A 24,593-nucleotide genomic window follows, 5' to 3' on the forward strand; every position below is an offset into this window, starting at 1 on the left:
CATGTGCTCCCGGTCACAACGGAGCAGCGGTTTGTCAAGCAAAGAACACGCGTTAACACCCTGGTTACAAACGGGCAAAGGTTACGAAATGCCAGAACGGCACTCTCAAGCGTGGCGGACGAACGCCAGGCCGCCTCGCTTCGAAAGGGATCGACGTGACCTACAAGGCCGAGTACATCTGGATCGACGGCACGGAGCCGACCGCGAAGCTCCGTTCCAAGACGAAGGTCCTCGCCGACGGCGCCGAGCCGGGGCTGTGGGGCTTCGACGGGTCCAGCACCAACCAGGCCACCGGTCACTCCTCCGACCTGGTGCTCAAGCCCGTCTTCATCTGCCCGGACCCGATCCGCGGCGGCGACCACGTTCTGGTCATGTGCGAGGTCCTGCACACCGACATGACCCCGCACGCCACCAACACCCGCGCCGCGCTCGCCGAGGTGGACGAGCGGTTCGCCGCGCAGGAGCCGTGGTTCGGCATCGAGCAGGAGTACACCTTCTTCAAGGAGGGCCGCCCGCTCGGCTTCCCGCTGGGCGGCTTCCCGGCCCCGCAGGGCGGCTACTACTGCGGCGTCGGCGCCGACGAGGTCTTCGGCCGCGACATCGTCGAGCTGCACCTCGACCGCTGCCTCGCCGCCGGCCTGAAGATCTCCGGCATCAACGCCGAGGTCATGCCCGGCCAGTGGGAGTTCCAGGTGGGCCCGGGGGGTCCGCTGGAGGTCGGCGACCACATGTGGGTCGCCCGCTGGCTGCTCTACCGCACCGCCGAGGAGTTCGACGTCGCCGCGACGCTCGACCCCAAGCCGGTCAAGGGCGACTGGAACGGCGCCGGCGCGCACACCAACTTCTCCACCAAAGCCATGCGTGAGGGCTACGAGCCGATCATCACCGCCTGCGAGGCGCTGGCCGACAACGCGGTGGAGCACGTCAAGCACTACGGCCACGGCATCGAGGACCGCCTGACCGGCCACCACGAGACCGCTCCGTGGGACAAGTTCAGCTACGGCGTCTCCGACCGCGGCGCCTCGGTCCGCATCCCGTGGCAGGTCGAGGTCGACAAGTGCGGGTACATCGAGGACCGGCGCCCCAACGCCAACGTCGACCCCTACCTGGTCACCCGTCTGATCACCGACACCTGCTGCTCGGCCCTGGAGAAGGCCGGCCAGGTCTGATCCGGCGTCTCACCGCGTCTCTTCGTACGGCTCCCGGGTCACCCGGGGGCCGTACGCGTTTCCCGGGGAAGGCACGCGAAGGTCACGTCGGGTACGCCTGACCCGCCTAGCGTCCCGGACATGACCATGATCCGCAGATCCGCCGTCGTCGTCCTGTCCGTCCTCGCCGCCGGTACGGTGGCCGCTGTGTCACACCAGCCGGAACCCGCCGCCGCCGGGCGGGAGCGTCAGCCCGTCGTCATCGGGCACCGGGGCGCCAGCGCTCTGCGGCCCGAGCACACACTGCTGTCGTACGAGACGGCCATCGCGCTCGGGGCCGACTACATCGAGCCCGACCTCGTCTCCACCAGGGACCACGTCCTGGTGGCCCGGCACGAGAACGAGATCTCGGGGACCACCGACGTGGAGAACCATCCCGAGTTCGCCGCCCGCCGGACCACCAAGACCATCGACGGCGTGCCGGTCACCGGCTGGTTCACCGAGGACTTCACGCTGGCCGAACTGCGTACGCTGCGGGCCACCGAGCGCATCCCCGACCTGCGCCCGGACAACGCGGCCCTGGACGGCCTGGCCCAGATCCCGACCTTCGACGAGGTCGTGGAGCTGGCGCGGCGGCGCGGCGTGGGCGTGTACCCGGAGACCAAGCACCCCTCCTACTTCGACTCCATCGGGCTGTCGCTGGAGGAGCCGCTGCTGGAGGTGCTCGGCCGGCACGGCTGGCGTGACCGGCGCGACCCGGTGTTCATCCAGTCGTTCGAGACGGCCAACCTGCGCGAGCTGAGCGGAAAGACCCGCCTGCCGCTGATCCAGCTGGTCAACGGGTCCGGCGCGCCGTACGACCGGGTGGCGGCGGGCGACCCGCTCACCTACGACGGGATGGGGACGCCCGCCGGTCTCAAGGAGATCGCGACGTACGCCGACGGGATCGGCGCGGCGACCTCTCGGGTGGTCCCCACAGGCCCCGACGGGCGCCTGCTCGCGCCGACGACGCTCGTGCGCGACGCCCACCGGGCGGGCCTGGACGTGCACGTGTGGACGGTCCGCGACGAGAACTCCCAGCTTCCGGCCGACTTCCGGCTCGGGGACCCGGCGAACCCGGCGTACGCGCGGACGACCGGCGACGTGACGGGCTGGCTGTCGCGCCTGCTCGACCTCGGCGTCGACGGCGTCTTCGCCGACAACCCCGGCACGGCCCGCGCCGTCCTCGCCGCCCGCATCCGCCGCTAGACGTCCAGCGGGAAACACCGAGCGATCCGGAGGGGCGCGCCGCCGGTCTGGACTGAGGAGCGAGGAACGAGCGACGAAGGAAGATGGCGGACGTGAGCGCCCCGATGGTGAGCGGGAAGCACGGCCTAGATGTCCTAAGTTGACAATGATTTTCATTTGCGGGACAGTTGAGTGGGATGCCTCCCCTGATACGCCGACTTGAGGATCTCTCGTGCTCTCGCCGCTTGCCCGAACCCTGTCGTCCGCCGCGCTGCTCGTCCTGTTCGCCGCGGGGTGCGGCGGCGCGGAGCCTGAGACCCCCGACGACCCGTCGCTGCCGCTGAAGGTGGTCGCGACCACCACCCAGGTCGCGGACTTCGCCCGCAACCTGGGCGGTGACCGGGTCGCCGTCCACCAGCTGCTCCGGCCGAACGTCGATCCGCACGACTACGAGCCGTCGCCCGCGGACATGCAGGCCATCGCGGAGGCCGACGTGCTCGTGAAGAACGGCGTGGGCCTGGAGAAGTGGCTCGACGACACGATCCGGGCCGCCGGCTTCGACGGCCGGGTGGTCGACGCCTCGCAGGGTGTGCCGGTTCGCGGGGGTGACGGCGAGGAGGGCGCGGGCGATCCGCACATCTGGCACAACCCGCTGAACGTCAAGACGATGGCCGCCACGATCGGCAAGGCGTTCGCCGCCGCCGACCCGGCTGACGCCGCGGCGTACCAGGCCAACCTGGCGGAATACGACGCGAAGCTGGACGCGCTCGACGCCGAGATCGCCAGGAAGATCGGCTCGATCCCGGCCGACCGGCGCAAGCTGGTGACGAACCACGACGCCTTCGGCTACTACCTCGACCGATACAAGCTGACCTTCGTCGGGTCGATCATCCCGAGCTTCGACACCTCCGCCGAACTGTCGGCCAAGCAGGTGTCCGATCTCGTCGCCGAGATCAGGGCGACCGGGACGGTCGCGATCTTCTCGGAGGCGTCGCTGCCGCCCAAGACCGCCGAGGCGATCGGCCGCGAGGCCGGGGTGACGGTCGTGGCGGGCGAGGACGCGTTGTACGGCGACTCGCTCGGCCCCGAGGGGTCGGCCGGTGCTACCTATCTCCAGATGGAGGAGCACAATACCGACACCATCGTCAACGCGTTGAGGGGGACGTCCACATGAGTGAGCGCGCGCCGACCCTGGTGATCGACCGGGCGAGCGTGGCCTACGGCGACGTCCCCGTGCTGGAGGAACTGGACGGCGTCGTCCACGAGGGCGAGGCCGTGGCGCTGATCGGCCCGAACGGCGCGGGCAAGTCGACGCTGATCAAGGCGTTGCTCGGGCTGGTTCCGGTCGTACGCGGCCGGATCGAGGTGCTGGGCACGACCCCGGCGCAGGCCCGCCGCGACGTCGCGTACGTGCCGCAGGCCGACACGCTCGACCCCGACTTCCCGGTGTCGGTCGAGCAGGTGGTGATGATGGGCCGCTACCGCCGGATCGGCTGGCTGCGCCGTCCGTCCGCCGCCGACCGGGCCGAGGTGGCCGGGGCCCTGGAGCGGGTCGGGCTGGCCGCGCGGGCCCGCGACCGGTTCGGCACGCTGTCGGGCGGGCAGCGCCAGCGGGTGCTGCTGGCCCGGGCCATCGCCGCCGGACCCCGGATGCTGCTGCTCGACGAGCCGTTCAACGGCGTCGACGCGGTCAGCCAGCACGCGCTGCTGGAGGCGATCGGCTCGCTCAAGGAGCAGGGCGCCTCGGTCGTCGTCAGCACCCACGACCTCGCCATCGCGCACCTGGCGTGCGACGAGGTGTGCCTGCTCAACCGGCACCAGTTCGGCTTCGGCCCGACCGGCGACGTGCTGACGCCCGAGCGGCTGCGCGCGACGTACGGCGGGCACGCGCTCGAACTGCGCGGCGACCGCGTGATCGTGACCCAGACGTGAGGGTGGCGCGATCATGATCTTCTTCGAGCCGTTCCAGCTTCCGTTCATGGCGCGGGCGCTGGCCGAGCTGGTCGTCCTCGGCGCGCTCGCGGGCACCGTCGGCGTGCTGGTGCTGCTGCGCCGCCTGGCCTTCGTCAGCGACACCCTGACGCACACCGTCTTCCCCGGAGTGGTCATCGGCCACCTCATGGCGGGCGACGGCGGCGTCTTCTGGGGCGCGCTCGCCGCCGGGGTCGTCACCGCGGTCCTGCTCACGCTGCTCACCGCCCGCCGCAGGGTGAGCGAGGACGCCGCGCTCGCCGTGCTGCTGACGACGCTGTTCGCGGTCGGCGTCGTGCTGGTGTCGCGGCAGACGGGGTTCACCTCCGACCTCACCGCGTTCCTGTTCGGCCGGGTGCTCACCGTCACCGAGGAGCAACTGGCGCAGACCGCCGTCGTGACGGTGCTGGTCGTGGCACTGCTGGCGGTGCTGCGGCGGCCGCTGCTGCTGCGGGCCTTCGATCCCGTGGGCGCCCGCGCGGCGGGGGTCCGCGTCGGCCTGCTCGACCTCGTGGTGAACGTCGCGGTCGCCCTGGTCGTCGTGGCCGCGGTCAAGGCGGTCGGCACGATCCTCGTGATCGCGCTGCTGGTCGTGCCGGCCGCGGCGGCCCGCAGCCTGTCGGACCGGCTCGTGGTGATCGTGCCGCTCGCCGCGCTCCTCGGCGCCGCCGCCGGATGGCTCGGGCTGGTCGCGAGCTACGAGGCGTCGATCGGGTACGGCCTCCGGCTCGCCTCCGGGGCGACCGTGGTGCTCGTCCTGGTCGGGTTGTACGGTCTGGCCCACGCCGCCGCGTTCGCCCGCCGGCGTGCGGGGCTCGGCCGGGCACGCCGCCGCACCGCGCCGGACGACCTCGACGTCCTGGAGGCGGCGTGAGCTGGCTCGACTCCACCGTTCACCGGGCCCTCGTCGAGGCGGTCCTGGTCGGCGTGCTCGGCGGGGTGACCGGGGTGTTCGTCGTCGCCCGGCGGCTGCCGTTCTTCACGATGGCCCTCACCCACGCGACGTTCCCGGGCATCGTGGTCGCGGCCATGCTGGGGGTGAACCTCTATCTCGGCGGGGGACTCTTCGGGCTGCTGGTGGTCGCCGCCGTGCTGGTCTTCAGCCGGGGCCGCGGGCAGGACTTCACCACGGCGACCGGCATCGCCCTGTCGGGCGGCTTCGCCCTGGGGGTCGTGCTGGTGTCGTCGCAGGACGGGTTCACCCGCGACCTCGCGGCGTACACGGTGGGCGACGTCCTCGCGGTGAGCACGGGCGACCTCGCGGCGACCGCCGCCGTCACGGTCGGCGTGCTGCTCCTGCTGGCCCTGGTGGGCAAGGAACTGCTGCTCGCGTCCTTCGACCCGGTGGGGGCCGCGGCGCTCGGGCTGCCCACCGTGCTGCTCGACTTCGCCCTGCTGGCGGTCGTCGAGGTGACCGTCGTCGCCAGCGTGCCCGCCCTGGGGACGATCCTCGCCGTCGCGTTGATCGTCGGCCCGGCCGCGACCGCACGCCTGCTCAGCGACAGGATCGCGCTGCTGTTCCCGATCGCCGCGGCGATCGGGGTCGCCTGCGCGCTGGCGGGCGTGTGGGTCTCCACCGTGTGGAACGTCGCGACCGGGGCGTCGATCGCCCTGCTCGTCGGCCTGGTGTTCGGGACGGTCTTCCTCGCCACCGCCGTACGCGGCCGGACGAGACGGGCCGTGCCGGTCAGGGCGTGAGCAGGACCTTGATGGCGCCGTCCTCCTTCTTCTGGAAGATCTCGTAGCCGTGTGGGGCCTGGTCGAGCGGCAGGCGGTGGGTCGCCAGGTCCTCGACCCCCAGCGGGTCGCCGTCGCCGGTCACCAGCGGCATGAGGTCGTCGATCCACCGCTTGACGTGGGCCTGGCCCATCCGCAGCGTGATCCCCTTGTCGAACATCCGCAGCATCGGCAGGGGATCGGTCATCCCGCCGTACACGCCGCTGATGGAGATCGTGCCGCCGCGCCGCACGGTCTCGACGGCGTCCTGGAGGGCGGCGAGCCGGTCGAGGCCGGCGCGGGTCATCATGGCGGCGGCCGCCTTGTCGGGCAGCATCCCGGTGACCGTCTGGGCGAACTTGCCGACGGTGTAGCCGTGCGCCTCCATGCCGACCGCGTCGATGGCCGAGTCGGTGCCCCGGCCGCCGGTCATCGACCGGACCACCTCGGGCACGTCGTCGGTGTCGCCCGCGTCGATCACCTCGATGCCGTGCCTGCGGGCCATCTCCAGACGCTCGGGCACGAGGTCCACGGCGATCACCCGGTAGCCGCGGTGGCGGGCGATGCGGGCGGACATCTGCCCGATCGGGCCGAGGCCGAAGACCGTGACGCTGCCGCCGTCGGGGATCTCCGCCCACTCGACCGCCTGCCAGGAGGTGGGCAGCACGTCGGAGAGGTAGACGAACCTCTCGTCCGGCGGCCCCTCCGGCACCTTGATCGGCCCGAAGTGGGCCTGCGGCACGCGGAGATACTCCGCCTGGCCGCCGGGCACCTCGCCGTACAGCTTGGTGTAGCCGAACAGCGCGGCGCCGGTGTCGTACTCGCGGACCTGGGTGGTCTCGCACTGGGCGAACAGCGCCCGGTCGCACATGTAGCAGTGGCCGCACGAGATGTTGAACGGGATCACGACGCGGTCACCGGGGGCGATGTGGGTGACCTCCGCGCCGACCTCCTCCACGATCCCCATCGGCTCGTGGCCGAGGATGTCGCCCTCTCCTATGAACGGGCCGAGCACCTCGTACAGGTGGAGGTCGGAGCCGCAGATGGCGGTCGTGGTGACCCGGATGATCGCGTCGGTGGGTTCCTTGATCGCCGGGTCCGGTACCTCCTCCACCCGCACGTCGCGCTTGCCGTGCCAGGTGAGTGCCTTCATGGTTTCCCCTTCCAGAAGGGCCTGGGTGTCACGATCGTTCCCGTATGCCCGAGTTATGGAAGAGGAAACGGCTCAGAGGTGGAGCACGCTGCCCTGCTCGTCCACGTGGTCGGCGCCCTCGTCGTCGAACCACACGCCGCCCGTCGCGAGGTAGCGGAACCGGTGCGCGCCGGGCGGGAGGATCACCGACACGGTACGGGTGCCGTTCCTGCGCCGCAGCAGTTCGTGGCGGCCGGGCAGCCAGTCGTTGAAGTCGCCGACCACGCTGACCGTCCCCAGGGGCTGGTCGACGGGCAGCGTGAAGGTCACCCGGGTCTTCGGACCGAACAGCCTGTTGCGCTTCAGCATGCGTCTCCTCCCATCCAATGCGATGACGCATATCTTCGCGTATCGCACCTAAAGGAAGAAACCAGTACAGGAAGGACGTAACACAATATTCACGGCTTTTTCAGGGAATTCGGCCGACCCCACAGAGGAACCAGGTGGGCAGGTTGCGCCGGGCCTGCCGGGCAAGCGGATTCTCGTCGTCGGGCCGCCAGTCGTCCAGCGGGACGAGGCCGGGATCGAGGACTTCGCAGCCGTCGAACAGTTCCTGGATCTGATCGCGGCTCCGCAGGGTGACGCCCGCGTCCGAACCCCGGTAGACGGCCGCCCCCTCCCGGGCCGCGCCGCCCCGCTCCTCGTCCGTGACGTGGGACAGCACGAGGTGACTCCCGGGGACGACGGCGTCCCGCAGCCTGGCCACGAGCTCGGCCGGCTTGTCGGCCTCGGACAGGAAGTGCACCACGGCCACGAGCAGGATCGCGACCGGCTGCGACAGGTCGATCAGCGACCGCAGCCCGGGATCGGCGAGGATCTCCTCGGGCCGCCGCAGGTCGCCCCGCACCGTGACGGTGGAGCCGGCGCCGGACAGCAGGGCCCTGGCGTGCGCGAGCACGACCGGGTCGTGGTCCACGTACGCCACCCGCACGGTGGGATCCAGTTCGTGGGCCACCTCGTGGACGCCGCCCTGGGCGGGCAGCCCGGTGCCGATGTCCACGAACTGCCGGATGCCGGCCTCGGTCACCAGGTGGCGTACGGCGCGGCGCAGGAAGGCGCGGTTGCGGCGGGCCAGCATGCGGGCCTCGGGCGCGACCCGCAGGACCCGCTCCGCCGCCTCCCGGTCGGCCGCGTAGTTGTTCTTCCCGCCGAGGAAGTAGTCGTACATGCGGGCGGGGTTGGGGACGCTCGCGTCGATGCCCGGCGGCGGCGCGTCATCGGCCACGTGTCGTCTCCCTGACCGGCGGTAGCGAAGGTGACTCGCAGCGATCATAAAGGCCGCCTTGGGGAAAACCCAACGCCCGTACGGCCTAGGACCATCGTCCGATGTCGCCGGGGGTTAGGGCCGATCTATAACGGACCTGCTCAGTTGTTCGCGGAGGGGAGACAGCCGCATGTACGCGGTCCGACTGCACGCCTTCGGCCCTGCCGGCAACCTCGTCTACGAGGAGGTCGCCGATCCCGAGCCCGGTCACGGCCAGGTCCGCGTCGCCGTACGGGCGGCCGGGGTCCACCTGGTCGACACCGTGCTGCGGGCCGGGAAGTACGGCGGGGGCCCGATCCCGGTGCCCGACCTGCCGACGATCCCGGGCCGGGAGGTCGCCGGGATCGTCGACGCGGCCGGGCCGGAGACCGACCCCGCCCTGGTCGGCAGGCGGGTGGTCGCCCACCTGGGCATGGCCCCCGGCGGCTACGCCGAACTGGCCGTACGGGACGCGGCCGCGATCCACGAGATCCCGGACGGCCTGGGCTTCGGCGAGGCGGTGGCGATGATCGGCACCGGCCGGACCACCATGGGGATCCTCGACGTGGCGGAGATCCGGGCGGACGACGTCGTCCTCGTGACGGCGGCGGCGGGCGGCGTCGGCGCCCTCCTCGTCCAGGCGGCGGTGCGGGCCGGCGCCACCGTCGTCGGGCTGGCCGGCGGCGTGGCGAAGACGCACCGGGTGCTCGGCCTGGGCGCGGCCCACGCCGTGGACTACACCGCCCCCGGCTGGCCCGAGGCGGTCCGGGCCGCCCTCGGCGACCAGGAGGTGACGCTGGCGCTGGACGGCGTCGGCGGGGACCTCGGCAGGCAGACCCTGGAACTGCTCGGCGTCGGCGGCAGGCTCGTGCTGTTCGGCTGGGCCGACGCGGCGGGCGGGCCGACCAGGCTGACCACCGAGGACCTGTACGCGCGAGGGATCACCGCGGCGGTGGCCGTCGGCCCGCGGGTGCTGAAGCGGCCGGGCGGCCTGCGGGGCCTGGAGGAGCGGGCGCTCGCCGCCGCCGCGTCGGGCGCGCTGACGCCGCTGGTGCAGAGCTTCCCGCTCAAGGACGCCGCCGCCGCGCACACGGCGCTGGAGACCCGCGCCACCGTCGGCAAGGTTGTCCTGGTCCCATGAGGGTGCACTGTCACTTGCGGGCCCACTCGAGGAAGGTGCGCAGCCGCTGCGCCTCCTCCGACATGCCGATCTCGCCGAGCACGGACAAGAGCCCCCGGGCGAGGGGAGTGCGCCGCCAGGCGGGGAGGACCACCGCGGCGTTGTACAGCGCCGTGAGGACGGCGCGGTCCGAATCGACCTCCCCCTGGTCCCGCGTGAACGTGAGCAGTTCGCCGGCGAGATAGCGCTGGGTCTCGATCGTGACGCCGCCCGTCGAATTCACGAAGAAGTCGACGAGCAGCGGCGCCACACTGGCCCTGTCCGCCACATTCTGGAGCGCGAACGCGCAGTACGAGGCGAGGATGTTGTTCAGGTACCGCGCGGTCAAGGCATCGGTGTCCTTGGCGGCGTCCAGCGCTTTCAGGTGCATCTGCACCGGAGCGATCGTCAGCGCGCGCAGATTGACCGGTGTCTCGCTCGGCTCCGAGCCGGGGGGCGTGCTGGTCGCCAGGTGGCCGAACGCGTAGAAGTACTCGACCATGGCCGCTTTCGACTCGTGGCCGGTGTTGATGCGCACATACTGACCCGGAACCCCGCCGGCGCTCGGGATTTCGTCGACGTAGGACGTGCGCAGGAACGAGAAGCTGCCGCGCTTGTCGATGAGGGCGAGATTCTTGAACAGCGCGTCGGCGTCGCCGGTGGGGGTCGTGCGCAGGATCAGGGGAATGCCGTCCACGTACGACGTCCCCTGCCGGAGGTCCGAACGGTCGATCGGCCAGCAGAACTCGTCCACGAACTTGGCGTTCCCGGCGGCGCTGCGCATCAGCGCCAGCTCGTCGCGGTGCCCGTGGCTGAGCATGTGCACCACGAGCTGCGACTCATCGTGTCCCGCGAGGTCGAGATCGAGGTCCTGCAGCAGCGCCTCGGCCCGTGCGTACGCGGACTCGAGGTTGTCCTTCGCCGACAGCATCGTGAGATTGCCGGCGGCCACCTTGCCGGTGCCGAGCGAGGCGTACTTCTGGAAGCTCTTGCACAGGAAGACCTCCAGCGCGCCGGCGGCGACGGCGTCCTTGAGGCCGTCGAGCACGATCTCGATCTGGGTCCTGCCGCCGGTTCCGGGGGCGATCTCGATGGTGGTGTCGAGTATCAGCGCGAACGGCGACTCGCCCTTCTTGTGCGTCTTGACGCTCCGCAGCACGTCCTCCACAAGTTTGGCGGGGGACGGCGCGAAGGCGGGCGTGCTCGGGTTCAGCGCCGCGACCAGGACGTCCTTGTGCGGCGTCGCCCTCTCGCCCTTCTTGAGCCGGTCGAGCAGCTCCCCGGTCTCGTAGTAGTCGATCGTCTCGGTCGACCGCGAGACCTCCTCGTGGCCCCGCGCCGACAGCGCGATGTAGAGCGCGGTGGCGATGGCGTCCATGCCGCTCGTCATGAGGCAGCTGTCGATTTCGATGTCCCCGGCCGTCGCCCCGAGGCTCGGCGCCCGCTCCAGCAGGGTGTCCCGCATCGTCGTCCGGTAGTCGGTTCCCGTGTAGTACCTGGCCACGGCGACGACGATGGCGATCTCGTCCATCATCAGGTCGGCCGCGCGCATCGCCACGGTGGGGTTCCCCATGTTCTCCACGACGATGTCGAGGAGCCGGCTCAGTGAGCCCAGGGCGTTGGCGGTCAGCGTGTCGTAGCGGTCGGGGCCGAGCTTGTCGGCGAGCCCCAGCACAAGATGCTCGATCATCGCGCACACCGGCGCGATCTCGCTCTTCCCCCGCGCGATCTCCTGCAGCCGGGAGAACGCGCTGCCGGTGATGAGCTTCACGAGGTCGGCCTCTGTGTCGACCGTGAAGTCCGGCTCCGGCGACGTCTTCTCCCTGTCCATGAGCTCGTAGAGCTGGTAGGCGGAGGGCGTCGCGCCGAGCTCGTACAGGAGCTTGTTCCAGTCGACTCCGCTGTGCTTGCCGGCGCCGCTCAGCACGCTGATGCCCGAGGTCCCGATGAGCGGTGTGATCGAGAGATCGGCCCACACCTTCGGGGGCAGCACCATCTTGAGCCTGCGCAGCACGCGCGGGCTGTTGACCAGGATGTCGCCCGGGCCGAACGTCAGGCTCACCTGCAGCCTCTCCACGAAGCGGGTCACCTTCTCGCGGAAGTTCGTGCGCCAGTAGGAGGCCACGAGATCGTTCTGGGCCGACAGGCCGGCGGGTGCGTCGCGCCGGCTCGGCGCGGAAACCGATCTGCTCGACGAGGTGCTCCTGCGTCGTCCCCTTCACCGGCACCTTCTTGCCGATCTCGCCGCGGCGATCCTTCGAGTACGCGAACCTGCCGCCGGAGATGGTGTCGACGAGCTTCAGCGCCTCCCGCAGGCGGCTCATGGACGTGGCGTCGCGGGCGTCGTCGACGCGCTGCGCGAGCTTGACCAGGTCGACGGTGACCTTGTCCGGGGCCTTGCCTCCCGGGGCGAGGTCGAGCGCGTCGAGCGTCTGCCAGTCGCGGCCCTTCTCGGTCTTCTCGGGGAGCTTCCTGGGCCTGTCCGGCGGCAGGAGGTCGAGCGTGTAGACCAGGTCGTCGCCGTGCGGGTCGTCGTGCCGCGGCACCGGCTGCTCCTTCGGCGCCTCCTGCACCAGATGGGCGAGACGGACCGCGGCGGTCGCCTTCATGAACGCGCGGGCGACGTCGCCCATGAGCTGTGCGGCGATGAGCCGGGACATCGCGCTGCGCTCGTTCGCGGAGCGCTGGGCCAGGGTCTTGGCCATGAGCCGTATGGACCCGAGCACTCCGGGGTTCGCGTCCTCTCCCAGCTCCTTGGCCACCGCCTTGGCGGTGTCCTCGCCGGGCTTGGTGACGAACGCCTGCCAGGCCTTCGGTAACGCCGCTTCCGTGGACGACTCACTCGACATGCTCGACATGGTTCCTCCTGGATCTCATGCATGCGGACGTACGTATGACCGAAGCGGCGTCGCTCATGCTCGACCCTGGACCGGTCCACGTCAACGGCTCCGGCTTCTGAATCCGTAACTGCCTCAGGCCACGAGGACGGGGTGGGGGAGCACCGAGTTGTGGCAGTAGCCGAGGGCGTTCCAGGGGGTGGCGTCCGGCTGGGAGCGGCCGTGCTCGTCGGTGGCGCGCACACGCACGACGTGCGCCCCCGGGGTGGGATCCCAGGTGAAGCGCCACCGGGTCCAGACGCCGGGGAGATCCGGCCCGTCGAGGCCGGCCGGCCGCCAGGGGCCGTCGTCGATCCGGTAGTCGACCGCCGCCACCCGGTCCTCCCCGGCGTACGCCCGGCCGCGGACCAGGCGCGGGCCGGGCCGCAGCCGGGCCGGCCAGGGCAGCTCGACCAGGCTCGCGACGGGGGTGGAGGTGATGGGCACGGCGGGCCCGCCGGGAGTCACGAGCACGTAGTCGTCGGTGTTCCACGCCACGTGCAGGGGGTGGTCGGACACCTCGATCCGGCCCACCCACTTGACGCTGGCGGCGCCGAGCCAGCCCGAGACCACCACGCGGGCGGGGAAGCCGTGGTCCGGCGGCAGGATCTCGCCGTTCATGGCGAGCGCGAGCAGGGTGTCGGGGGCCAGCGCCTTGGCGAGGGGCATCGGACGGCGTGCGCGGCCCTCGTCGAGTCCTTCGGGCATGACCTCGACCGCGGTGCCGGTGAGCCCGGCGGGTTCGAGCAGGTCGCGCAGCGGGACGCCGGTCCACTCGGCGGTGCCGATCGCGCCGCGGCCCCACTGGACCCCGTCGAAGCGGCGCCCGCACTCGGCGGCGAACAGGGCGCGCCGGTTGCCGGCGCACTCCAGCGTACGGACGACCGACACGAGCGGGAACCGGTGCCACAGGTCGTCGTAGGTGTAGTCGACGGCTCGCCGCACGCCGGCGCCCTCGACGCGCAGCGTCCAGATGCGGGGGTCGAGGCGGGGGGTCGGCGCGTGACTGCGGACGAAGAACCGGTCGTTCGGGGTGAGCAGGCCGGGCAGGCGGTCGGGCCGGGTGCCGTAGTCGAGGCCGGTGCCCGCGTCCTCCATCAGGGCGGCGGGAGTCGGTTTCACCACCGCCGTGCCGGGGACGCCGCATGCCCGCATCCGCGCCTCCTCACACTGTCGGCGGCCCGGCGCGGACGGCGGGCGTCAGCCCAGGTCGCCCGCCCGCCGGGCCTGGCGCTCGGCCCAGGACGCGAGGCGCGACCAGCGCCGGGCCGCGGCCATGCGGCTCGCGACGCGGGCGTGGTCCGCCGCGCGGTGCAGCTCGGTGACCCGCTCGGTGGCCAGGGAGTAGTCGTAGAACATCATTGCCGCCCCAACGCCGTTGTAACTGTCTTTATTTTCTTAGGCAGTTACCAAGGTAACGCAAAGTCGGTAACTGGTCAAGGCGATTTGGACGGTTACGTACGCTGGACGCACCGCGTCTCGTACGCGCGGAGCACGGAGTCCAGCAGGCCGGGGAAGAGGGCGTCGAGGTCCTCCCGGCGCAGGCAGCTCATCTTGGCGGTGCCGCGGTAGACCTGCCTGATCACCCCCGCCTCGCGCAGGACCCGGAAGTGGTGGGTGCTGGTCGACTTGCTGACGGCGAGGTCGATCGCCGAGCAGGACGCCTCGCCTCCGCCCGCGAGGAAGTGCACCACCTGGAGGCGGGCGGGATCGGACAACGCGTGCAGCACGTCTTCGAGCCGGATCTCGGCCCGGTCCGGATGGTCGAGCGTCCGGAGTTGAGGGGTGGTGGACGGCATCGGCGGCTCCCTTCGCGAACCCCTCATTGTACGAGGACCATCGTAGTTTGACAGATGGCGTACTACGACGGTTATCGTACTAGTGTCCCGACGACGAGAGGAGCGCGGCCGTGAGCGCGTTGTTCGAGCCCCTGACCCTGCGCGACCTGACCATCCCCAACCGTGCCTGGATGTCGCCGATGTGCCAGTACTCCGCGGCGGTGGAGGGTCCGGAGCAGGGCGTGCCCACCGACTGGCATCTCACCCACCTCGGATCGAGGGCGGTGGGCGGGGCCGGCCTGATCATGACCGAGGCCACCGCCGTGTCCCCGGAGGGCCGGATCAGCCCCGCCGACCTGGGACTGTGGAACGAACGGCAGCAGGAGGCGTTCGGCCGCGTCACCCGCTTCCTGACCGAGCACGGCGCGGTGCCCGGCGTCCAGCTCGCCCACGCCGGCCGCAAGGCGTCGACGGACCGGCCGTGGCGCGGCGGCGCGCCGGTCGGCCCGGAGGAGCACGGCTGGCGGCCGGTCGGGCCCGGCCCGACCCCGTTCGACGAGGGCCACCCGGTGCCCCACGAGCTGGACGAGGCGGACATCCGGCGGCTCGTCGGCGCCTTCGCGGCGGCGGCGCGCCGGGCGCTCGCGGCGGGCTTCAAGGTGGTGGAGGTCCACGGCGCCCACGGCTACCTGATCCACCAGTTCCTGTCGCCGTTCACCAACCACCGCACCGACGCGTACGGCGGTTCCTTCGAGAACCGCGCCCGCTTCGCCCTGGAGGTGGTCGACGCGGTGCGCGCGGAGTGGCCCGAGGAGCTCCCGGTGTTGTTCCGCGTCTCGGCGACCGACTGGCTCAGCGAGAACCCCGAGGACCCCCGCGAGGGCTGGACGGCGGACGACACCGTGCGGCTGGCCAAGGAACTGCTCTCCCACGGCGTCGACCTGCTGGACGTGTCGTCCGGCGGCAACGCGCCGCGGGCGCGCATCGCGACCGGTCCCGGCTACCAGGTGCCGTTCGCGGCCCGGGTGCGCGAGGAGACAGACCTGCGCGTCTCGGCCGTCGGGCTCGTCACCGAGCCGCGCCAGGCGGAGGAGATCGTCGCCTCCGGGCGGGCCGACGCGGTGATGCTCGGCCGTGAGCTGCTGCGCGACCCCTACTGGCCGAACCGCGCGGCCCGGGAGCTGGGCGCCGCCGGCCGATGGCCCCACCAGTACCACCGGGCCGTCTGAGCGGCCCGTCTGGGCGGTCCGTCTGACCTGGACGGACGTGGGTAGGGGTCGCGTATGGCAGAGATCGGTTTCACACTCATGTCCGAGCAGAGCCCGGCGAAGGAGCTGGTGGAGGACGCGGTCACGGCCGAGCGGGCCGGTTTCGACTACGCCGTCATCTCCGACCACTACTTCCCCTGGCTGGACGAGATGGGGCACTCCCCGTACGCCTGGTCGGTGCTCGGCGCGGTGGCGCAGGCCACCGAACGGCTGCCGCTGATGACGTACGTCACCTGCCCGATCATGCGGTACCACCCGGCGGTGGTGGCCCAGAAGGCGGCCACGGTCGGGGTGCTCAGTGACGGGCGGTTCACGCTCGGGCTCGGGGCGGGCGAGAACCTGAACGAGCACGTCGTGGGGCACGGGTGGCCGCCGGTCAACACCCGGCACGAGATGTTCCGCGAGGCCATCGAGGTCATCAGGGAGCTGTTCCAGGGTGGCTACCGCAACTACCGGGGCGAGTACTTCGACATCGACTCCGCCCGGGTCTTCGATCTGCCGGAGCGCCCGGTGCCCATCGCGATCGCGGCGTCCGGCGGCCAGTCGGCGGACATCGCGGCCGAGCTCGGCGACGGCCTCATCGCGACCGACCCGGACGGCTCGCTGGTGGAGAAGTTCGCCGCGTCGGGCGGCGAGGGCAAGCCGGTGTACGGCCAGCTCGCCGTCTGCTACGACCCCGACCGGGACGCCGCCGTCGAGCGGGCGCACCGGATGTGGCGCTGGGCGGTGACCGGCTGGAAGGTCATGTCCGAGCTGCCCGCCCCGGTCAACTTCGCCGCCGCGACCGAGACCGTACGGCCCGAGGACGTGGCCGAGAAGGTGCCCTGCGGCGCCGACGTGGACGCCGTGGTCGAGGCGGTGCGGCAGTACACCGACGCCGGGTTCACCCACCTCGCGCTCGTCCAGGTGGGCCGGGAGCGCCAGCGGGAGTTCTTCGAGTGGTCGGAGAAGGAGCTGCTCCCCGCGCTGCGCTCGCTTTGATGGGCTCGCTCTGACGGCTCGGAATTAGAGATTTGCTCTAGAGAGATTCTCTAATTAGAGTCGCTCCCATGACGCGTACGGCTGTGGTCACCGGGGGTTCCCGCGGGATCGGGCAGGCGGTCGCGGCCCGCCTCGCCGAGGAGGGGTACCGGGTCGTGATCGTCGCCCGCGATCCCGTACGGGGAGAGGCGGCGCGGGCGGCCCTGCCGGGCGACGCCGTGCTGGTCGCCGCCGACCTGGGCGAGATCGCGTCGGTGCGGGAGGCGGCCCGCGCCCTGCTGGACGCCTGCCCGCGCCTCGACGTGCTGGTGCACAACGCGGGCGTCTGGCCGGCCCGCCGCGAGATCACCGCGGACGGCATCGAGCGCGCGTTCGCGGTCAACCACTTCGCGCCGTTCCTGCTCAACCACCTGCTGGAGGAGCGGCTGCGCGAGAGCGGCACGCGGGTGGTCCAGGTCAGCGCGGGCCTGTACGTCAAGGGCCGGGCGGACCCGGGCCGGACCGCGACCGGGCTGGACTTCCACCCCATCCGCACCTACGCGGACACCAAGCTGTGCAACCTCATGATGGTGCCGCTGTTCGCACGGCGGTGGCAGGATGCCGGGGTGACGATCGACGCGGTCCACCCGGGCGTGATCCGGACCGACCTCGGGGCCAGGGGCGGCCCGCTCGGGCTGGTGCTGAAGGCGGTCAAGCGCACCTGGGACACCCCGGAGGCCGGCGCGCGGCCCGTCGTGCGGCTCGCCCTCGACGCCTCGGGCGGCACCGGCCGCTACTTCGAGATCGACGAGGAGACCCCGCTCGCCCCCGTCGCCCGGGACGCCGCGCTCGCGGAGGCGCTGTGGAGGCAGGCCGCGACCCTCACCGGGACGGCGTGACCCGGCAGCGGCGCGGCGAGGAGACGGCGCGGCGGCTGCTCGACACCGCCCTCGCCGTGTACGCCGACGACGGCCCGCAGGGCTTCACGATGCGGGCGGTCACCGCGCGTGGCGGGATCAGCGTGGGCAGCCTCTACCACCACTTCGGCAGCTTCCCCGGCCTCGCGACCGCGCTCTACTCCGCGTGCATGGCCGATCTGCTGGACGCACTGGTCGAGGCCCTGGAGGGGGTGGACGACCCCCGCGCGGGGGTGCGCGCGATCGTCGTCGCCTACCTCGGCTTCGTACGGGAGCACCCGGCCAAGGCGAGGTTCATCCACGCCTCGCCGTACCTCGGGCACGTGGAGCCCGGCGCGGCGGCCGCCGCGAAGACGCCGCGCCTGGACGCGCTGGTGGCGTGGCTGCGCCCGCACGTCGCGTCGGGGGCGATCGCCGGCCTGCCCGTGCCGGTGATCGAGATACTGCTGATCGGCCCGGTGGCCGAGGTCACGCGCCGGTGGATCGCCGGTGCGCCGGAGGCGGACCTCGACGAGGCCGCCCGGCTGCTGCCCGAGCCCGTCTGGCAGTCCCTGCGCCGCCACCCGCCCGCCTCCTGAGCCGGGCCGCCGGCGCCGGCGCTGGCCCTACTGCGCGGAGATCCGGTCGGAGTCTCTGTCCGAGGAGTCCGGTGAGGAGTCCGGTGAGGAGTCCGGTGAGGCGCCCGCTGAGGAGGCCGCCGTACGCGTCCAGGGCAGCGGCGGCAGGCCGCAGCGCACGCGCAGGACCATCCAGAAGGCCGGGGCGAGCAGCAGCACGGCGAGCAGGGCCCAGACGGTCTGCGCGTTGCCGACGCCGAACATCTTCAGCGCCGAGGCGAGCAGCACGAAGGCCAGGGCGCGGCGGATCAGGCCGCCGGGGGCGCGGGAGGAGATGCGCGAGCCGAGGTAGACGCCGGGGATCGAGCCCGCCAGCAGCGCGACCGTGACCGACAGCGTGAACTCGCCGAAGAGCAGGTGGCCGAGCGCGGCCGACATGACCAGCGGCACGGCCTGGACCAGGTCGGTCCCGACGAGCTGGTTGGCCTTCAGCGCGGGGTAGAGCGCGAGCAGGGCCACGATGATCAGGGAGCCCGAACCGACCGAGGTGATGCCTACGACGAGCCCGCCGACGGCCCCCACCAGCGCGGTCGGCAGCGGCCGTACGGTGACCGAGGGCATCTCGGTCGCGGCCGGCTCGCCGGGGACGGCGGTGCGGCGGCCGGTCTCGGGGGTGCGGCCCTCGGCGCGGTCGCGCATCGCGAGGTAGCCGCGGACGGCCAGGCCCGCCGCGGCGATGAGCAGCGCGATGCCGAGGCCCTTCTGGATCACGCTCTGCACGCCCTCGCCGGTGCCGAGGGCGCGGGCGATGAGCACGCCGCAGAACGCCGCCGGGACCGAGCCCGCGCACAGCCAGGCGACGAGCCTCAGGTTGACCGTGCCCCGGCGCAGGTGCACGAGGCTGCCCACCGGCTTCATCACGGCGGCGGCGACGAGGTCGCTGGAGACGGCGGCGAGGGGCGGCACGCCGAAGAACGTCACGAGCATGGGCGTCATGAGGGCGCCCCCGCCCATCCCCGTCAGGCCGACGACGACGGCGACCAGAAAGGAGCCGATCGCCATGGTGTAGTCGAAATGCACCAGCGAACCCTACCAAATCGATCGGAATTATGGAAAGCCCTGTTCATCAGGCCGGTTCCCCTCGCGGCCCTTCCCGCCCCCGCCCCGCCGATGTCCGCGGGGCCGGATATTCACCGCTGAACCGGTTCGTCGGTGGCCGTCCGCGTGCCGGTGACGGAGCGTTGACGCGGCGGTCGTCAAGCGACTACCGTTGCGTGGCCTTATCCGGTTAAGCGACGGGAGCGACCGTGGTGGAGAGACCGGGGACGCGGCGATGACCGTGCTCGCGGTGGACATCGGCGGCACGAAGTTCGCCGCCGCGGCGGTCGCGCCCGACGGCGAGATGCTGGCCCGCACCGAGGTGCCGCTGCGCGGCCCGGAGTCGGCCGGCCGGACGCTGTCGGAGGTCGTTCGCCGGATCACCGAGCGGGTGGCGCCCGACCGCCTCGACGGGATCGGGGTCGGCTCCGCCGGTCCGCTCGACCCCCGCCGCGGCACGGTCAGTCCGGTGAACATCCCCGCCTGGCGTGACTTTCCGCTGGTCGACGCGCTCGGTGAGACGCTGCCCGGCCGTCCCGTACGGCTCGCGGGCGACGCCCAGTGCATGGCGCTCGGCGAGTGGTGGCGCGGGCTCACCGGCCCCATCCCCGATGGGCCCACCGGGCGGAGCCGGGCGATGCTCGGCATGGTCGTGTCCACCGGCGTGGGCGGCGGTCTCGTGCTGGACGGCGTGCCGTACGTCGGCCCGACCGGCAACGCCGGCCACATCGGCCACATCACCGTCGATCCCGGCGGGGAGCCGTGCCCCTGCGGCGGCGTCGGATGCGTCGAGACCATCGCCAGCGGGCCCGGCATGGTGCGCTGGGCCGCCGCGAACGGCTGGACCGGCGCGGACGCCCGCGCTCTGGCCGCCGACGCCCGCGCCGGTCATCCCACCGCCGTCCGCGCCTTCGAGCGCGCGGGCGGCGCGCTGGCCACCGCCGTCCTCACGGCGTCCGCCCTGTTCGATCTCGACGACGTCGTCATCGGAGGGGGCGTGGCCGCGGCGGGACCGATCCTGTTCGACCCGCTCAGGCGGGCGATCGGGCGGAACACCGGGCTCGGCTTCCTGCGCCGCCTGCGGGTGGAGCCGACCTCACTGGGCCGCGACGCCGGGCTGTTCGGCGCCGCCGCCCTGGTCCTGCTCCAGGGCGTCGCTTGACCCGTCCCGTGGTCAAGGGGCGCGGATCAGGCCGTCGGGGCCGAAGGTAGTCTGGCAAAGACGACGCATCCGAGGACCGAGGGCCATGAGGAGAACGCACGGGTGAGAGGCGCCACCGGCTCCACGAACGCGGGAGCCGCGCGGGCGACGCCCGGCGACATGGCGGCGCTGCTGGACGGCAGCGACGAGGGAATCGTGTTGTGCGACGCAGGCGGCGTCGTGCTGCTGGCCAACGCGGCGGCGGCCCGGCTGGCGCCGGAGATCGTCCCGGGCAGGCCGGTTCCCCCACAGCTGGACCCGGCCGGATCGAGCACGGTGACGTACGGCGGCCGGGTGATCCGGGTGCGGACGGAGGCGGCCGGCGACCACCGTGCCCTCTACCTGAGTGAGGCGCCGTCCCTGCCGCGCCGCGCCGAGTTCCTGCTGGAGGCCGCGCGCCGCCTGTTCGCGTCGCTCCACCCGCGCCGATGCGCCCGCGCCGCCGTGGATCTGGGCACCGAGTTCCTGTGCGACCTGGCGGTCGTGGTGCTGCCGCCCGCCACCAACCGCCGGGTCGAGTGGATCCGGGCCGTCGCCGGGCACCCCGGATCGGAGGAGGGCGTCATGCCGCTCTCGACGGCGCTGCGGGTGCCGGGCCTGACCGACGCGCTCGCGGGCCTGACGCACGGCTCGGGCGGGCGGCAGGACGCGGGCGCCATGCCCGACTGGCTGCTGCCGGAGGGGTTCGGCCCGGCCGGTGACCTGCTGGTCTTCCCGCTGCCCGGCAACGGCGTCCCCGCGGGGGCGATGGCGCTGGTCCGCCGCGCCGGCCGGCCTCCGTTCGACGACGAGGCCCTGGCGATGGTGCGCGACCTCGCGTCCCGGGCGGGCGCGGCGCTCTCGGCGGCCTCGCTGTTCCGGGAGCAGAGCGCGGTGAACGCCATCCTGATCGACGACCTGCTGCCGCCCGACCTGCCGGAGGTCGAGGGCATGCGCCTCGCCGGGAGGCTCCGGTCCTCCCAGCAGGCCGGCGCCGTGGGCGGAGACTTCTACGACGTCTACATGTCCGAGACCGGCGCCGGTCACGACAGCGGGATCGGCATCGTGGAACGGCCGCCTCTGATCATCCTGGGTGACGTCTGCGGCAAGGGCGCCCGCGCGGCCGTACTGGCCGGGCAGGTCAGGCAGAGCCTGCGCGCGCTACTGCTGCTGGAAAGCCGCCCGGTCCAGCTGCTCGAACTGCTGAACCGGTCGCTGCTCGCCTCGCCGGCGCCGAACTCCTACGTCACGCTGGTCCTCGCGGCGCTCCGGGTCGCCCCCGACGAGCACGTGCTGGTGGATCTGGCCGTGGCGGGCCATCCGCCGCCGCTGGTGCTGCGCCGGGACGGCACTGTGGAGGAGGCGCCCGCCCGCGGCTCCCTCCTCGGCGCGCTGAAGAAGACCGTGGTGCGGCCGGCCACGGTCGACCTGGCTCCCGGCGAGGTGTGCCTGCTGTACAGCGACGGCATCACCGAGGCCTTCGGCGGCCCGACCAGGCGGGAGATGTTCGGCGAGGAACGGCTCAAGGAGGCCCTGGCGAGCTGCGCCGGCATGCCGGTCGACGCGCTGGTGGAGCGGCTGGAGCAGATCAGCAGTGAGTGGCTCGCGGGCGGCCAGCAGGACGACCGCGCCCTCCTCGCCGTACGGGCGGGCGGGTACGACCCGGCGACCGGCACGCCGGCGGATGCCACGCCGGGCGCCACGACCATGTGGGCGGAGACGACCGGATGACCCAGGCAGGGATGACGGGCGGACCGGCGGGCACCGGCGCCGGGACCGCGGTGGAGCGCTACCTGAAACTGATCGGCGAGGCCGACGAGTACGGCGCGGTCGATCTCGTCCTGGGCCTGATCGACGAGGGCGTCCCCGCCGAGGACGTGCTGCTGCGGGTCGTCGCCGCGGGCCAGCGCAGGGTGGGTGAGCTGTGGGCGGCCGGCGACTGGTCGGTGGCCCGCGAGCACGGGGCCACCGCGGTCAGCGAGCGGGCCGTCGCGGCGATCGCCGGGCGGGTGCGGCCCAGACCGACGCGCGGCCGGGTGACGGTGGCCTGCGCCGACGGTGAGTATCACGCGCTGCCCACCCGCATGCTGGCCGAGGTGCTGCGGCTGCGGGGATGGCGGGTCGACTTCCTGGGGGCGAGCGTGCCGGGCCCGCACCTGATCACGCACCTGCACCAGACGGGCCCCGACGTGGTGGCGCTCGGCTGCATGATCGCGACGCGGCTGCCCCGGGCGCACGCCACGATCGCCGCCTGCCGCGCCGTGGGCGTCCCGGTGCTCGCGGGCGGGGCCGCCTTCGGCGTCGACGGCCGCTTCGCCCGCCTGCTGGGCGCGGACGCGTGGGCGCCCACCGCCGACGCGGCGGCCGACCGGCTCGCCGCCGGGCTGCCGTCGTTCGCCGCCGGCAGTGACGGGGCGGTCCACCTGGGCGACGAGGAGTACGGATACCTGACCCGGCACCGCGCCGAGGTGCTGGCCAGGGTGCTGGACCTGCTCAGGGAGTCGTACGCCCCGATGGGCGGATACAGCGAGCGGCAGCTTGAGCACACCGCGGAGGACCTCGGGCACATCGCCGACTTCCTCGCCGCCGCGCTCTACGTCCACGACGCGAGCCTGTTCACCGACTTCGTCACGTGGACCTGCGAGGTGCTGTCGGCCCGGAAGGTGCCCGCCGAGTCGGTGGTGCTCGGGCTGCGGCTCTTCCGGGACGTGCTGGCCGACTGCCCGCGCGCCCGCGCGCTGCTGGCCGAGGGCATAGAGGCGGTGACCGCCGCCCGCCCGTCCGGCGGCTCACCCCCACAGGTAACGTGAGAGAGACGACTCAGCTGAAGGGGGCGTGACGTGGGAAGACCCCGGCGGCTCCCCCCTCGGCCGGTGGACGTGCGATGGTGAGCGCCCCGGCGGCCGGCTTCACGAGCGAGATCGTCCGCTATCTGCGGGAGATCGAGGAGGCCGACGAGTCCGGCGCCGTCGACCTGGTCTTCGGGATGCTCGACGAGGGCGTTTCCGCGCAGGACGTGCTGCTGCGGGTGATCGGTCCGGCCCAGCGCCGGGTCGGCCGGCTCTGGGCGGTCAACCGGTGGTCCGTCGCCCAGGAGCACGCGGCGTCCGCGGTCAGCGAGCGGGTCGTCGCCGCCGTCGCCCGCAGGGTGAGCCCGCCCCCCACCCGCGGGCGGGTCGTGGTCGCCTGCGTGGAGAGAGAGAATCACGCGCTGCCCACCCGCCTCCTGGCCGAGGTGCTGCGCCTGCACGGATGGCGGGCCGACTTCCTCGGCGCCAGTGTGCCCGCGCCCCATCTGGTCGAATGGATCGGGCAGGCCGGCCCCGAGCTCGTGGCGCTCGGCTGCACGCTGCCCGTGTGGCTGCCCCGCGCGCACCGGGCCGTCGGCGCCTGCCGGGCCGCCGGCGTCCCCGTCCTGGTGGGCGGGGCCGCGTTCGGCGCCGACGACCGGATCGCCCGCCTGCTCGGCGCGGACGCCTGGGCCCCGGCCGCCGACATCGCGGCCGACCTGCTCGACACCGGGCCGCTGCCGCTCGCCGGTGAGAACGGCGCCGAGCTGCCGGCCGACGGCGAGTACGCCTGCCTCGCCCGGCGCCGGGGCGAGCTGCTGCCGCGGGCGCTTGAGCTGCTCGCCGCCTCCTACCCGCCCATGCGGGACTACGGCCCCTGGCAGATGGAGCAGATGACGGAGGATCTCGGGTACGTCGCCGACTTCCTCGGCGCCGCGCTGTATCTCGGCGACGTGTCGGTTTTCACGGACTTCGTCACCTGGGCCTGCATGGTGCTGGCCGCGCGCGGAGTGCCGAGCGAGTCCGTCGTGCTCGGATTGGCCGTCCTGCGCGGTGAGCTGACAGACTGCCCTCGCACCCGGGCGTTCCTCGCCGAGGGTATGAGAGCGGCGGGCGTGGCCCACGGCGCCCCCGATCACCCCGAACCCGAAGAGACGAGCCCCTGATGCAGGACACGCCGCCGTTACTGGTCGAGTACGTCACCCCCGAGCCAGGCACCGCGCGCCTGGTGCTGACCGGCGAGCTCGACTACACCACCGTGGACGAGGCGGCCGAAGAGGCGGACAAGGTGCTCGCGGACAACCCGCGGATGATCGAGCTCGACCTGGCCGGGCTGAGGTTCGTCGACTCCTCGGGCATCGCCGTCGTGATGAACCTCTACCGGAGAGCCGAGGCACTCGGAGCGGCCTTCCGGATCGTCGCGCTGACCGCCTACCTGCGCCATCTGCTGCGGGTCATCGCCCTCGACGACGTCTTCGACCTGCCCGACTGAACCGCCGCCTGAGACAATGGGC

25 protein-coding genes are annotated in these 24,593 nt (G+C 72.6%); 17 read left to right on the top strand and 8 right to left on the bottom strand.

Annotation, left to right across the window (positions count from 1 at the left end; all coding sequences use genetic code 11):
* Nucleotides 1–155: 155 nt before the first annotated feature.
* The 6 genes from glnII to HHX33_RS30385 all read left to right on the top strand — a co-directional run bounded on the left by glnII (nt 156) and on the right by HHX33_RS30385 (nt 6,044).
* A complete protein-coding gene (gene glnII, locus HHX33_RS30360; RefSeq protein ID WP_111697347.1) occupies nt 156–1,169 on the top strand; it encodes a glutamine synthetase in 1,014 nt (337 codons plus the stop codon).
* Nucleotides 1,170–1,289: 120 nt separating this feature from the next.
* The gene (locus HHX33_RS30365; RefSeq protein ID WP_259403034.1) at nt 1,290–2,396 is read left to right on the top strand and encodes a glycerophosphodiester phosphodiesterase; all 1,107 of its coding nucleotides are present in this window, start codon (nt 1,290–1,292) and stop codon (nt 2,394–2,396) included.
* A 211-nt stretch (nt 2,397–2,607) separates the two neighbouring features.
* Nucleotides 2,608–3,549: a metal ABC transporter substrate-binding protein gene (locus tag HHX33_RS30370; protein ID WP_111697345.1), complete on the top strand. Its 942-nt coding sequence runs from the start codon at nt 2,608–2,610 to the stop codon at nt 3,547–3,549.
* Nucleotides 3,546–4,307 (top strand): metal ABC transporter ATP-binding protein, encoded by a 762-nt coding sequence (locus HHX33_RS30375; RefSeq protein ID WP_111697344.1) that lies wholly within the window; start codon nt 3,546–3,548, stop codon nt 4,305–4,307. The genes HHX33_RS30370 and HHX33_RS30375 overlap by 4 nt, the downstream gene beginning before the upstream one ends.
* Before the next feature lie 13 nt (nt 4,308–4,320).
* Nucleotides 4,321–5,220 carry a metal ABC transporter permease gene (locus tag HHX33_RS30380; protein ID WP_182877588.1) on the top strand — a complete coding sequence of 300 codons (900 nt, stop codon included), beginning with the start codon at nt 4,321–4,323 and terminating at the stop codon, nt 5,218–5,220.
* Nucleotides 5,217–6,044 carry a metal ABC transporter permease gene (locus tag HHX33_RS30385; RefSeq protein ID WP_182877589.1) on the top strand — a complete coding sequence of 276 codons (828 nt, stop codon included), beginning with the start codon at nt 5,217–5,219 and terminating at the stop codon, nt 6,042–6,044. The genes HHX33_RS30380 and HHX33_RS30385 overlap by 4 nt, the downstream gene beginning before the upstream one ends.
* Here HHX33_RS30385 and HHX33_RS30390 read toward each other — a convergent pair.
* The 3 genes from HHX33_RS30390 to HHX33_RS30400 all read right to left on the bottom strand — a co-directional run bounded on the left by HHX33_RS30390 (nt 6,034) and on the right by HHX33_RS30400 (nt 8,479).
* Nucleotides 6,034–7,215, bottom strand: coding sequence for a zinc-dependent alcohol dehydrogenase (locus HHX33_RS30390; protein ID WP_182877590.1), 1,182 nt, complete (start codon nt 7,213–7,215; stop codon nt 6,034–6,036). The two genes, HHX33_RS30385 and HHX33_RS30390, sit on opposite strands and share 11 nt — an antisense overlap.
* A gap of 72 nt (nt 7,216–7,287) precedes the next feature.
* Nucleotides 7,288–7,563 (bottom strand): isoamylase early set domain-containing protein, encoded by a 276-nt coding sequence (locus tag HHX33_RS30395; RefSeq protein WP_111697340.1) that lies wholly within the window; start codon nt 7,561–7,563, stop codon nt 7,288–7,290.
* Nucleotides 7,564–7,663: 100 nt separating this feature from the next.
* Nucleotides 7,664–8,479 carry an SAM-dependent methyltransferase gene (locus tag HHX33_RS30400; protein ID WP_244301638.1) on the bottom strand — a complete coding sequence of 272 codons (816 nt, stop codon included), beginning with the start codon at nt 8,477–8,479 and terminating at the stop codon, nt 7,664–7,666.
* 169 nt (nt 8,480–8,648) lie between these two features.
* On the opposite strand from HHX33_RS30400, the gene HHX33_RS30405 reads away from it, so the two are divergent.
* Nucleotides 8,649–9,638, top strand: coding sequence for a zinc-binding dehydrogenase (locus HHX33_RS30405; protein ID WP_182877591.1), 990 nt, complete (start codon nt 8,649–8,651; stop codon nt 9,636–9,638).
* 10 nt (nt 9,639–9,648) lie between these two features.
* Here the strand turns inward: HHX33_RS30405 and HHX33_RS30410 are convergent, their stop codons facing one another.
* Nucleotides 9,649–11,781 carry a hypothetical protein gene (locus HHX33_RS30410; RefSeq protein WP_182877592.1) on the bottom strand — a complete coding sequence of 711 codons (2,133 nt, stop codon included), beginning with the start codon at nt 11,779–11,781 and terminating at the stop codon, nt 9,649–9,651.
* Nucleotides 11,782–11,854: 73 nt separating this feature from the next.
* On the opposite strand from HHX33_RS30410, the gene HHX33_RS30415 reads away from it, so the two are divergent.
* Nucleotides 11,855–12,475 carry a hypothetical protein gene (locus HHX33_RS30415; RefSeq protein WP_182877593.1) on the top strand — a complete coding sequence of 207 codons (621 nt, stop codon included), beginning with the start codon at nt 11,855–11,857 and terminating at the stop codon, nt 12,473–12,475.
* A gap of 153 nt (nt 12,476–12,628) precedes the next feature.
* On the opposite strand, the gene HHX33_RS30420 is transcribed toward HHX33_RS30415, so the two are convergent.
* The 3 genes from HHX33_RS30420 to HHX33_RS30430 all read right to left on the bottom strand — a co-directional run bounded on the left by HHX33_RS30420 (nt 12,629) and on the right by HHX33_RS30430 (nt 14,331).
* A complete protein-coding gene (locus tag HHX33_RS30420; RefSeq protein ID WP_182877594.1) occupies nt 12,629–13,687 on the bottom strand; it encodes a sulfite oxidase in 1,059 nt (352 codons plus the stop codon).
* Nucleotides 13,688–13,732: 45 nt separating this feature from the next.
* Nucleotides 13,733–13,894: a hypothetical protein gene (locus HHX33_RS30425; protein WP_165900421.1), complete on the bottom strand. Its 162-nt coding sequence runs from the start codon at nt 13,892–13,894 to the stop codon at nt 13,733–13,735.
* A 92-nt stretch (nt 13,895–13,986) separates the two neighbouring features.
* On the bottom strand, nt 13,987–14,331 hold the full coding sequence (locus HHX33_RS30430; RefSeq protein WP_182877595.1) for an ArsR/SmtB family transcription factor: 345 nt from the start codon (nt 14,329–14,331) through the stop codon (nt 13,987–13,989).
* Between the two features lie 110 nt (nt 14,332–14,441).
* On the opposite strand from HHX33_RS30430, the gene HHX33_RS30435 reads away from it, so the two are divergent.
* The 4 genes from HHX33_RS30435 (at nt 14,442) to HHX33_RS30450 (ending at nt 18,033) form a co-directional block, all read left to right on the top strand.
* Nucleotides 14,442–15,539 carry an NADH:flavin oxidoreductase/NADH oxidase gene (locus HHX33_RS30435; RefSeq protein WP_182877596.1) on the top strand — a complete coding sequence of 366 codons (1,098 nt, stop codon included), beginning with the start codon at nt 14,442–14,444 and terminating at the stop codon, nt 15,537–15,539.
* 54 nt (nt 15,540–15,593) lie between these two features.
* Nucleotides 15,594–16,559 (top strand): LLM class F420-dependent oxidoreductase, encoded by a 966-nt coding sequence (locus tag HHX33_RS30440; RefSeq protein ID WP_111697333.1) that lies wholly within the window; start codon nt 15,594–15,596, stop codon nt 16,557–16,559.
* A 68-nt stretch (nt 16,560–16,627) separates the two neighbouring features.
* On the top strand, nt 16,628–17,437 hold the full coding sequence (locus HHX33_RS30445) for an SDR family NAD(P)-dependent oxidoreductase (RefSeq protein ID WP_182877597.1): 810 nt from the start codon (nt 16,628–16,630) through the stop codon (nt 17,435–17,437).
* Nucleotides 17,434–18,033, top strand: coding sequence for a TetR/AcrR family transcriptional regulator (locus HHX33_RS30450; RefSeq protein ID WP_182877598.1), 600 nt, complete (start codon nt 17,434–17,436; stop codon nt 18,031–18,033). The genes HHX33_RS30445 and HHX33_RS30450 overlap by 4 nt, the downstream gene beginning before the upstream one ends.
* Before the next feature lie 27 nt (nt 18,034–18,060).
* On the opposite strand, the gene HHX33_RS30455 is transcribed toward HHX33_RS30450, so the two are convergent.
* On the bottom strand, nt 18,061–19,074 hold the full coding sequence (locus tag HHX33_RS30455) for a sulfite exporter TauE/SafE family protein (protein WP_182877630.1): 1,014 nt from the start codon (nt 19,072–19,074) through the stop codon (nt 18,061–18,063).
* Nucleotides 19,075–19,345: 271 nt separating this feature from the next.
* Here HHX33_RS30455 and HHX33_RS30460 point away from each other — a divergent pair, with 271 nt between their 5' ends.
* From HHX33_RS30460 to HHX33_RS30480, 5 genes are all read left to right on the top strand, one after another.
* On the top strand, nt 19,346–20,272 hold the full coding sequence (locus HHX33_RS30460) for an ROK family protein (protein WP_182877599.1): 927 nt from the start codon (nt 19,346–19,348) through the stop codon (nt 20,270–20,272).
* A 102-nt stretch (nt 20,273–20,374) separates the two neighbouring features.
* Complete coding sequence (locus HHX33_RS37525) at nt 20,375–22,021, top strand: PP2C family protein-serine/threonine phosphatase (RefSeq protein WP_182877600.1); 1,647 nt, start codon at nt 20,375–20,377, stop codon at nt 22,019–22,021.
* Complete coding sequence (locus HHX33_RS30470; RefSeq protein WP_259403035.1) at nt 22,018–23,100, top strand: cobalamin B12-binding domain-containing protein; 1,083 nt, start codon at nt 22,018–22,020, stop codon at nt 23,098–23,100. The genes HHX33_RS37525 and HHX33_RS30470 overlap by 4 nt, the downstream gene beginning before the upstream one ends.
* A 74-nt stretch (nt 23,101–23,174) precedes the next feature.
* Nucleotides 23,175–24,245, top strand: a complete 1,071-nt coding sequence (locus HHX33_RS30475) for a cobalamin B12-binding domain-containing protein (RefSeq protein ID WP_182877601.1) — start codon at nt 23,175–23,177, stop codon at nt 24,243–24,245.
* The gene (locus HHX33_RS30480) at nt 24,245–24,571 is read left to right on the top strand and encodes an STAS domain-containing protein (protein ID WP_182877602.1); all 327 of its coding nucleotides are present in this window, start codon (nt 24,245–24,247) and stop codon (nt 24,569–24,571) included. The genes HHX33_RS30475 and HHX33_RS30480 overlap by 1 nt, the downstream gene beginning before the upstream one ends.
* Nucleotides 24,572–24,593 lie beyond the last annotated feature (22 nt).

It is taken from the genome of Microbispora sp. H10670, assembly GCF_014161385.1.
Taxonomy (GTDB): Bacteria; Actinomycetota; Actinomycetes; order Streptosporangiales; family Streptosporangiaceae; genus Microbispora; species Microbispora triticiradicis.

Bases quoted from the DNA above. Each gene is read 5' to 3' on its own strand.
- HHX33_RS30430 (WP_182877595.1), bottom strand. From the start codon at position 14,331: ATGCCGTCCACCACCCCTCAACTCCGGACGCTCGACCATCCGGACCGG.
- HHX33_RS30445 (WP_182877597.1), top strand. From the start codon at position 16,628: ATGACGCGTACGGCTGTGGTCACCGGGGGTTCCCGCGGGATCGGGCAG.
- HHX33_RS30380 (WP_182877588.1), top strand. From the start codon at position 4,321: ATGATCTTCTTCGAGCCGTTCCAGCTTCCGTTCATGGCGCGGGCGCTG.
- HHX33_RS30480 (WP_182877602.1), top strand. From the start codon at position 24,245: ATGCAGGACACGCCGCCGTTACTGGTCGAGTACGTCACCCCCGAGCCA.
- HHX33_RS30420 (WP_182877594.1), bottom strand. From the start codon at position 13,687: ATGCGGGCATGCGGCGTCCCCGGCACGGCGGTGGTGAAACCGACTCCC.
- HHX33_RS30395 (WP_111697340.1), bottom strand. From the start codon at position 7,563: ATGCTGAAGCGCAACAGGCTGTTCGGTCCGAAGACCCGGGTGACCTTC.
- HHX33_RS30365 (WP_259403034.1), top strand. From the start codon at position 1,290: ATGACCATGATCCGCAGATCCGCCGTCGTCGTCCTGTCCGTCCTCGCC.
- HHX33_RS30440 (WP_111697333.1), top strand. From the start codon at position 15,594: ATGGCAGAGATCGGTTTCACACTCATGTCCGAGCAGAGCCCGGCGAAG.
- HHX33_RS30455 (WP_182877630.1), bottom strand. From the start codon at position 19,074: ATGGCGATCGGCTCCTTTCTGGTCGCCGTCGTCGTCGGCCTGACGGGG.
- HHX33_RS30375 (WP_111697344.1), top strand. From the start codon at position 3,546: ATGAGTGAGCGCGCGCCGACCCTGGTGATCGACCGGGCGAGCGTGGCC.
- HHX33_RS30475 (WP_182877601.1), top strand. From the start codon at position 23,175: ATGGTGAGCGCCCCGGCGGCCGGCTTCACGAGCGAGATCGTCCGCTAT.
- HHX33_RS30425 (WP_165900421.1), bottom strand. From the start codon at position 13,894: ATGATGTTCTACGACTACTCCCTGGCCACCGAGCGGGTCACCGAGCTG.
- HHX33_RS30470 (WP_259403035.1), top strand. From the start codon at position 22,018: ATGACCCAGGCAGGGATGACGGGCGGACCGGCGGGCACCGGCGCCGGG.
- HHX33_RS30405 (WP_182877591.1), top strand. From the start codon at position 8,649: ATGTACGCGGTCCGACTGCACGCCTTCGGCCCTGCCGGCAACCTCGTC.
- HHX33_RS30390 (WP_182877590.1), bottom strand. From the start codon at position 7,215: ATGAAGGCACTCACCTGGCACGGCAAGCGCGACGTGCGGGTGGAGGAG.
- HHX33_RS30460 (WP_182877599.1), top strand. From the start codon at position 19,346: ATGACCGTGCTCGCGGTGGACATCGGCGGCACGAAGTTCGCCGCCGCG.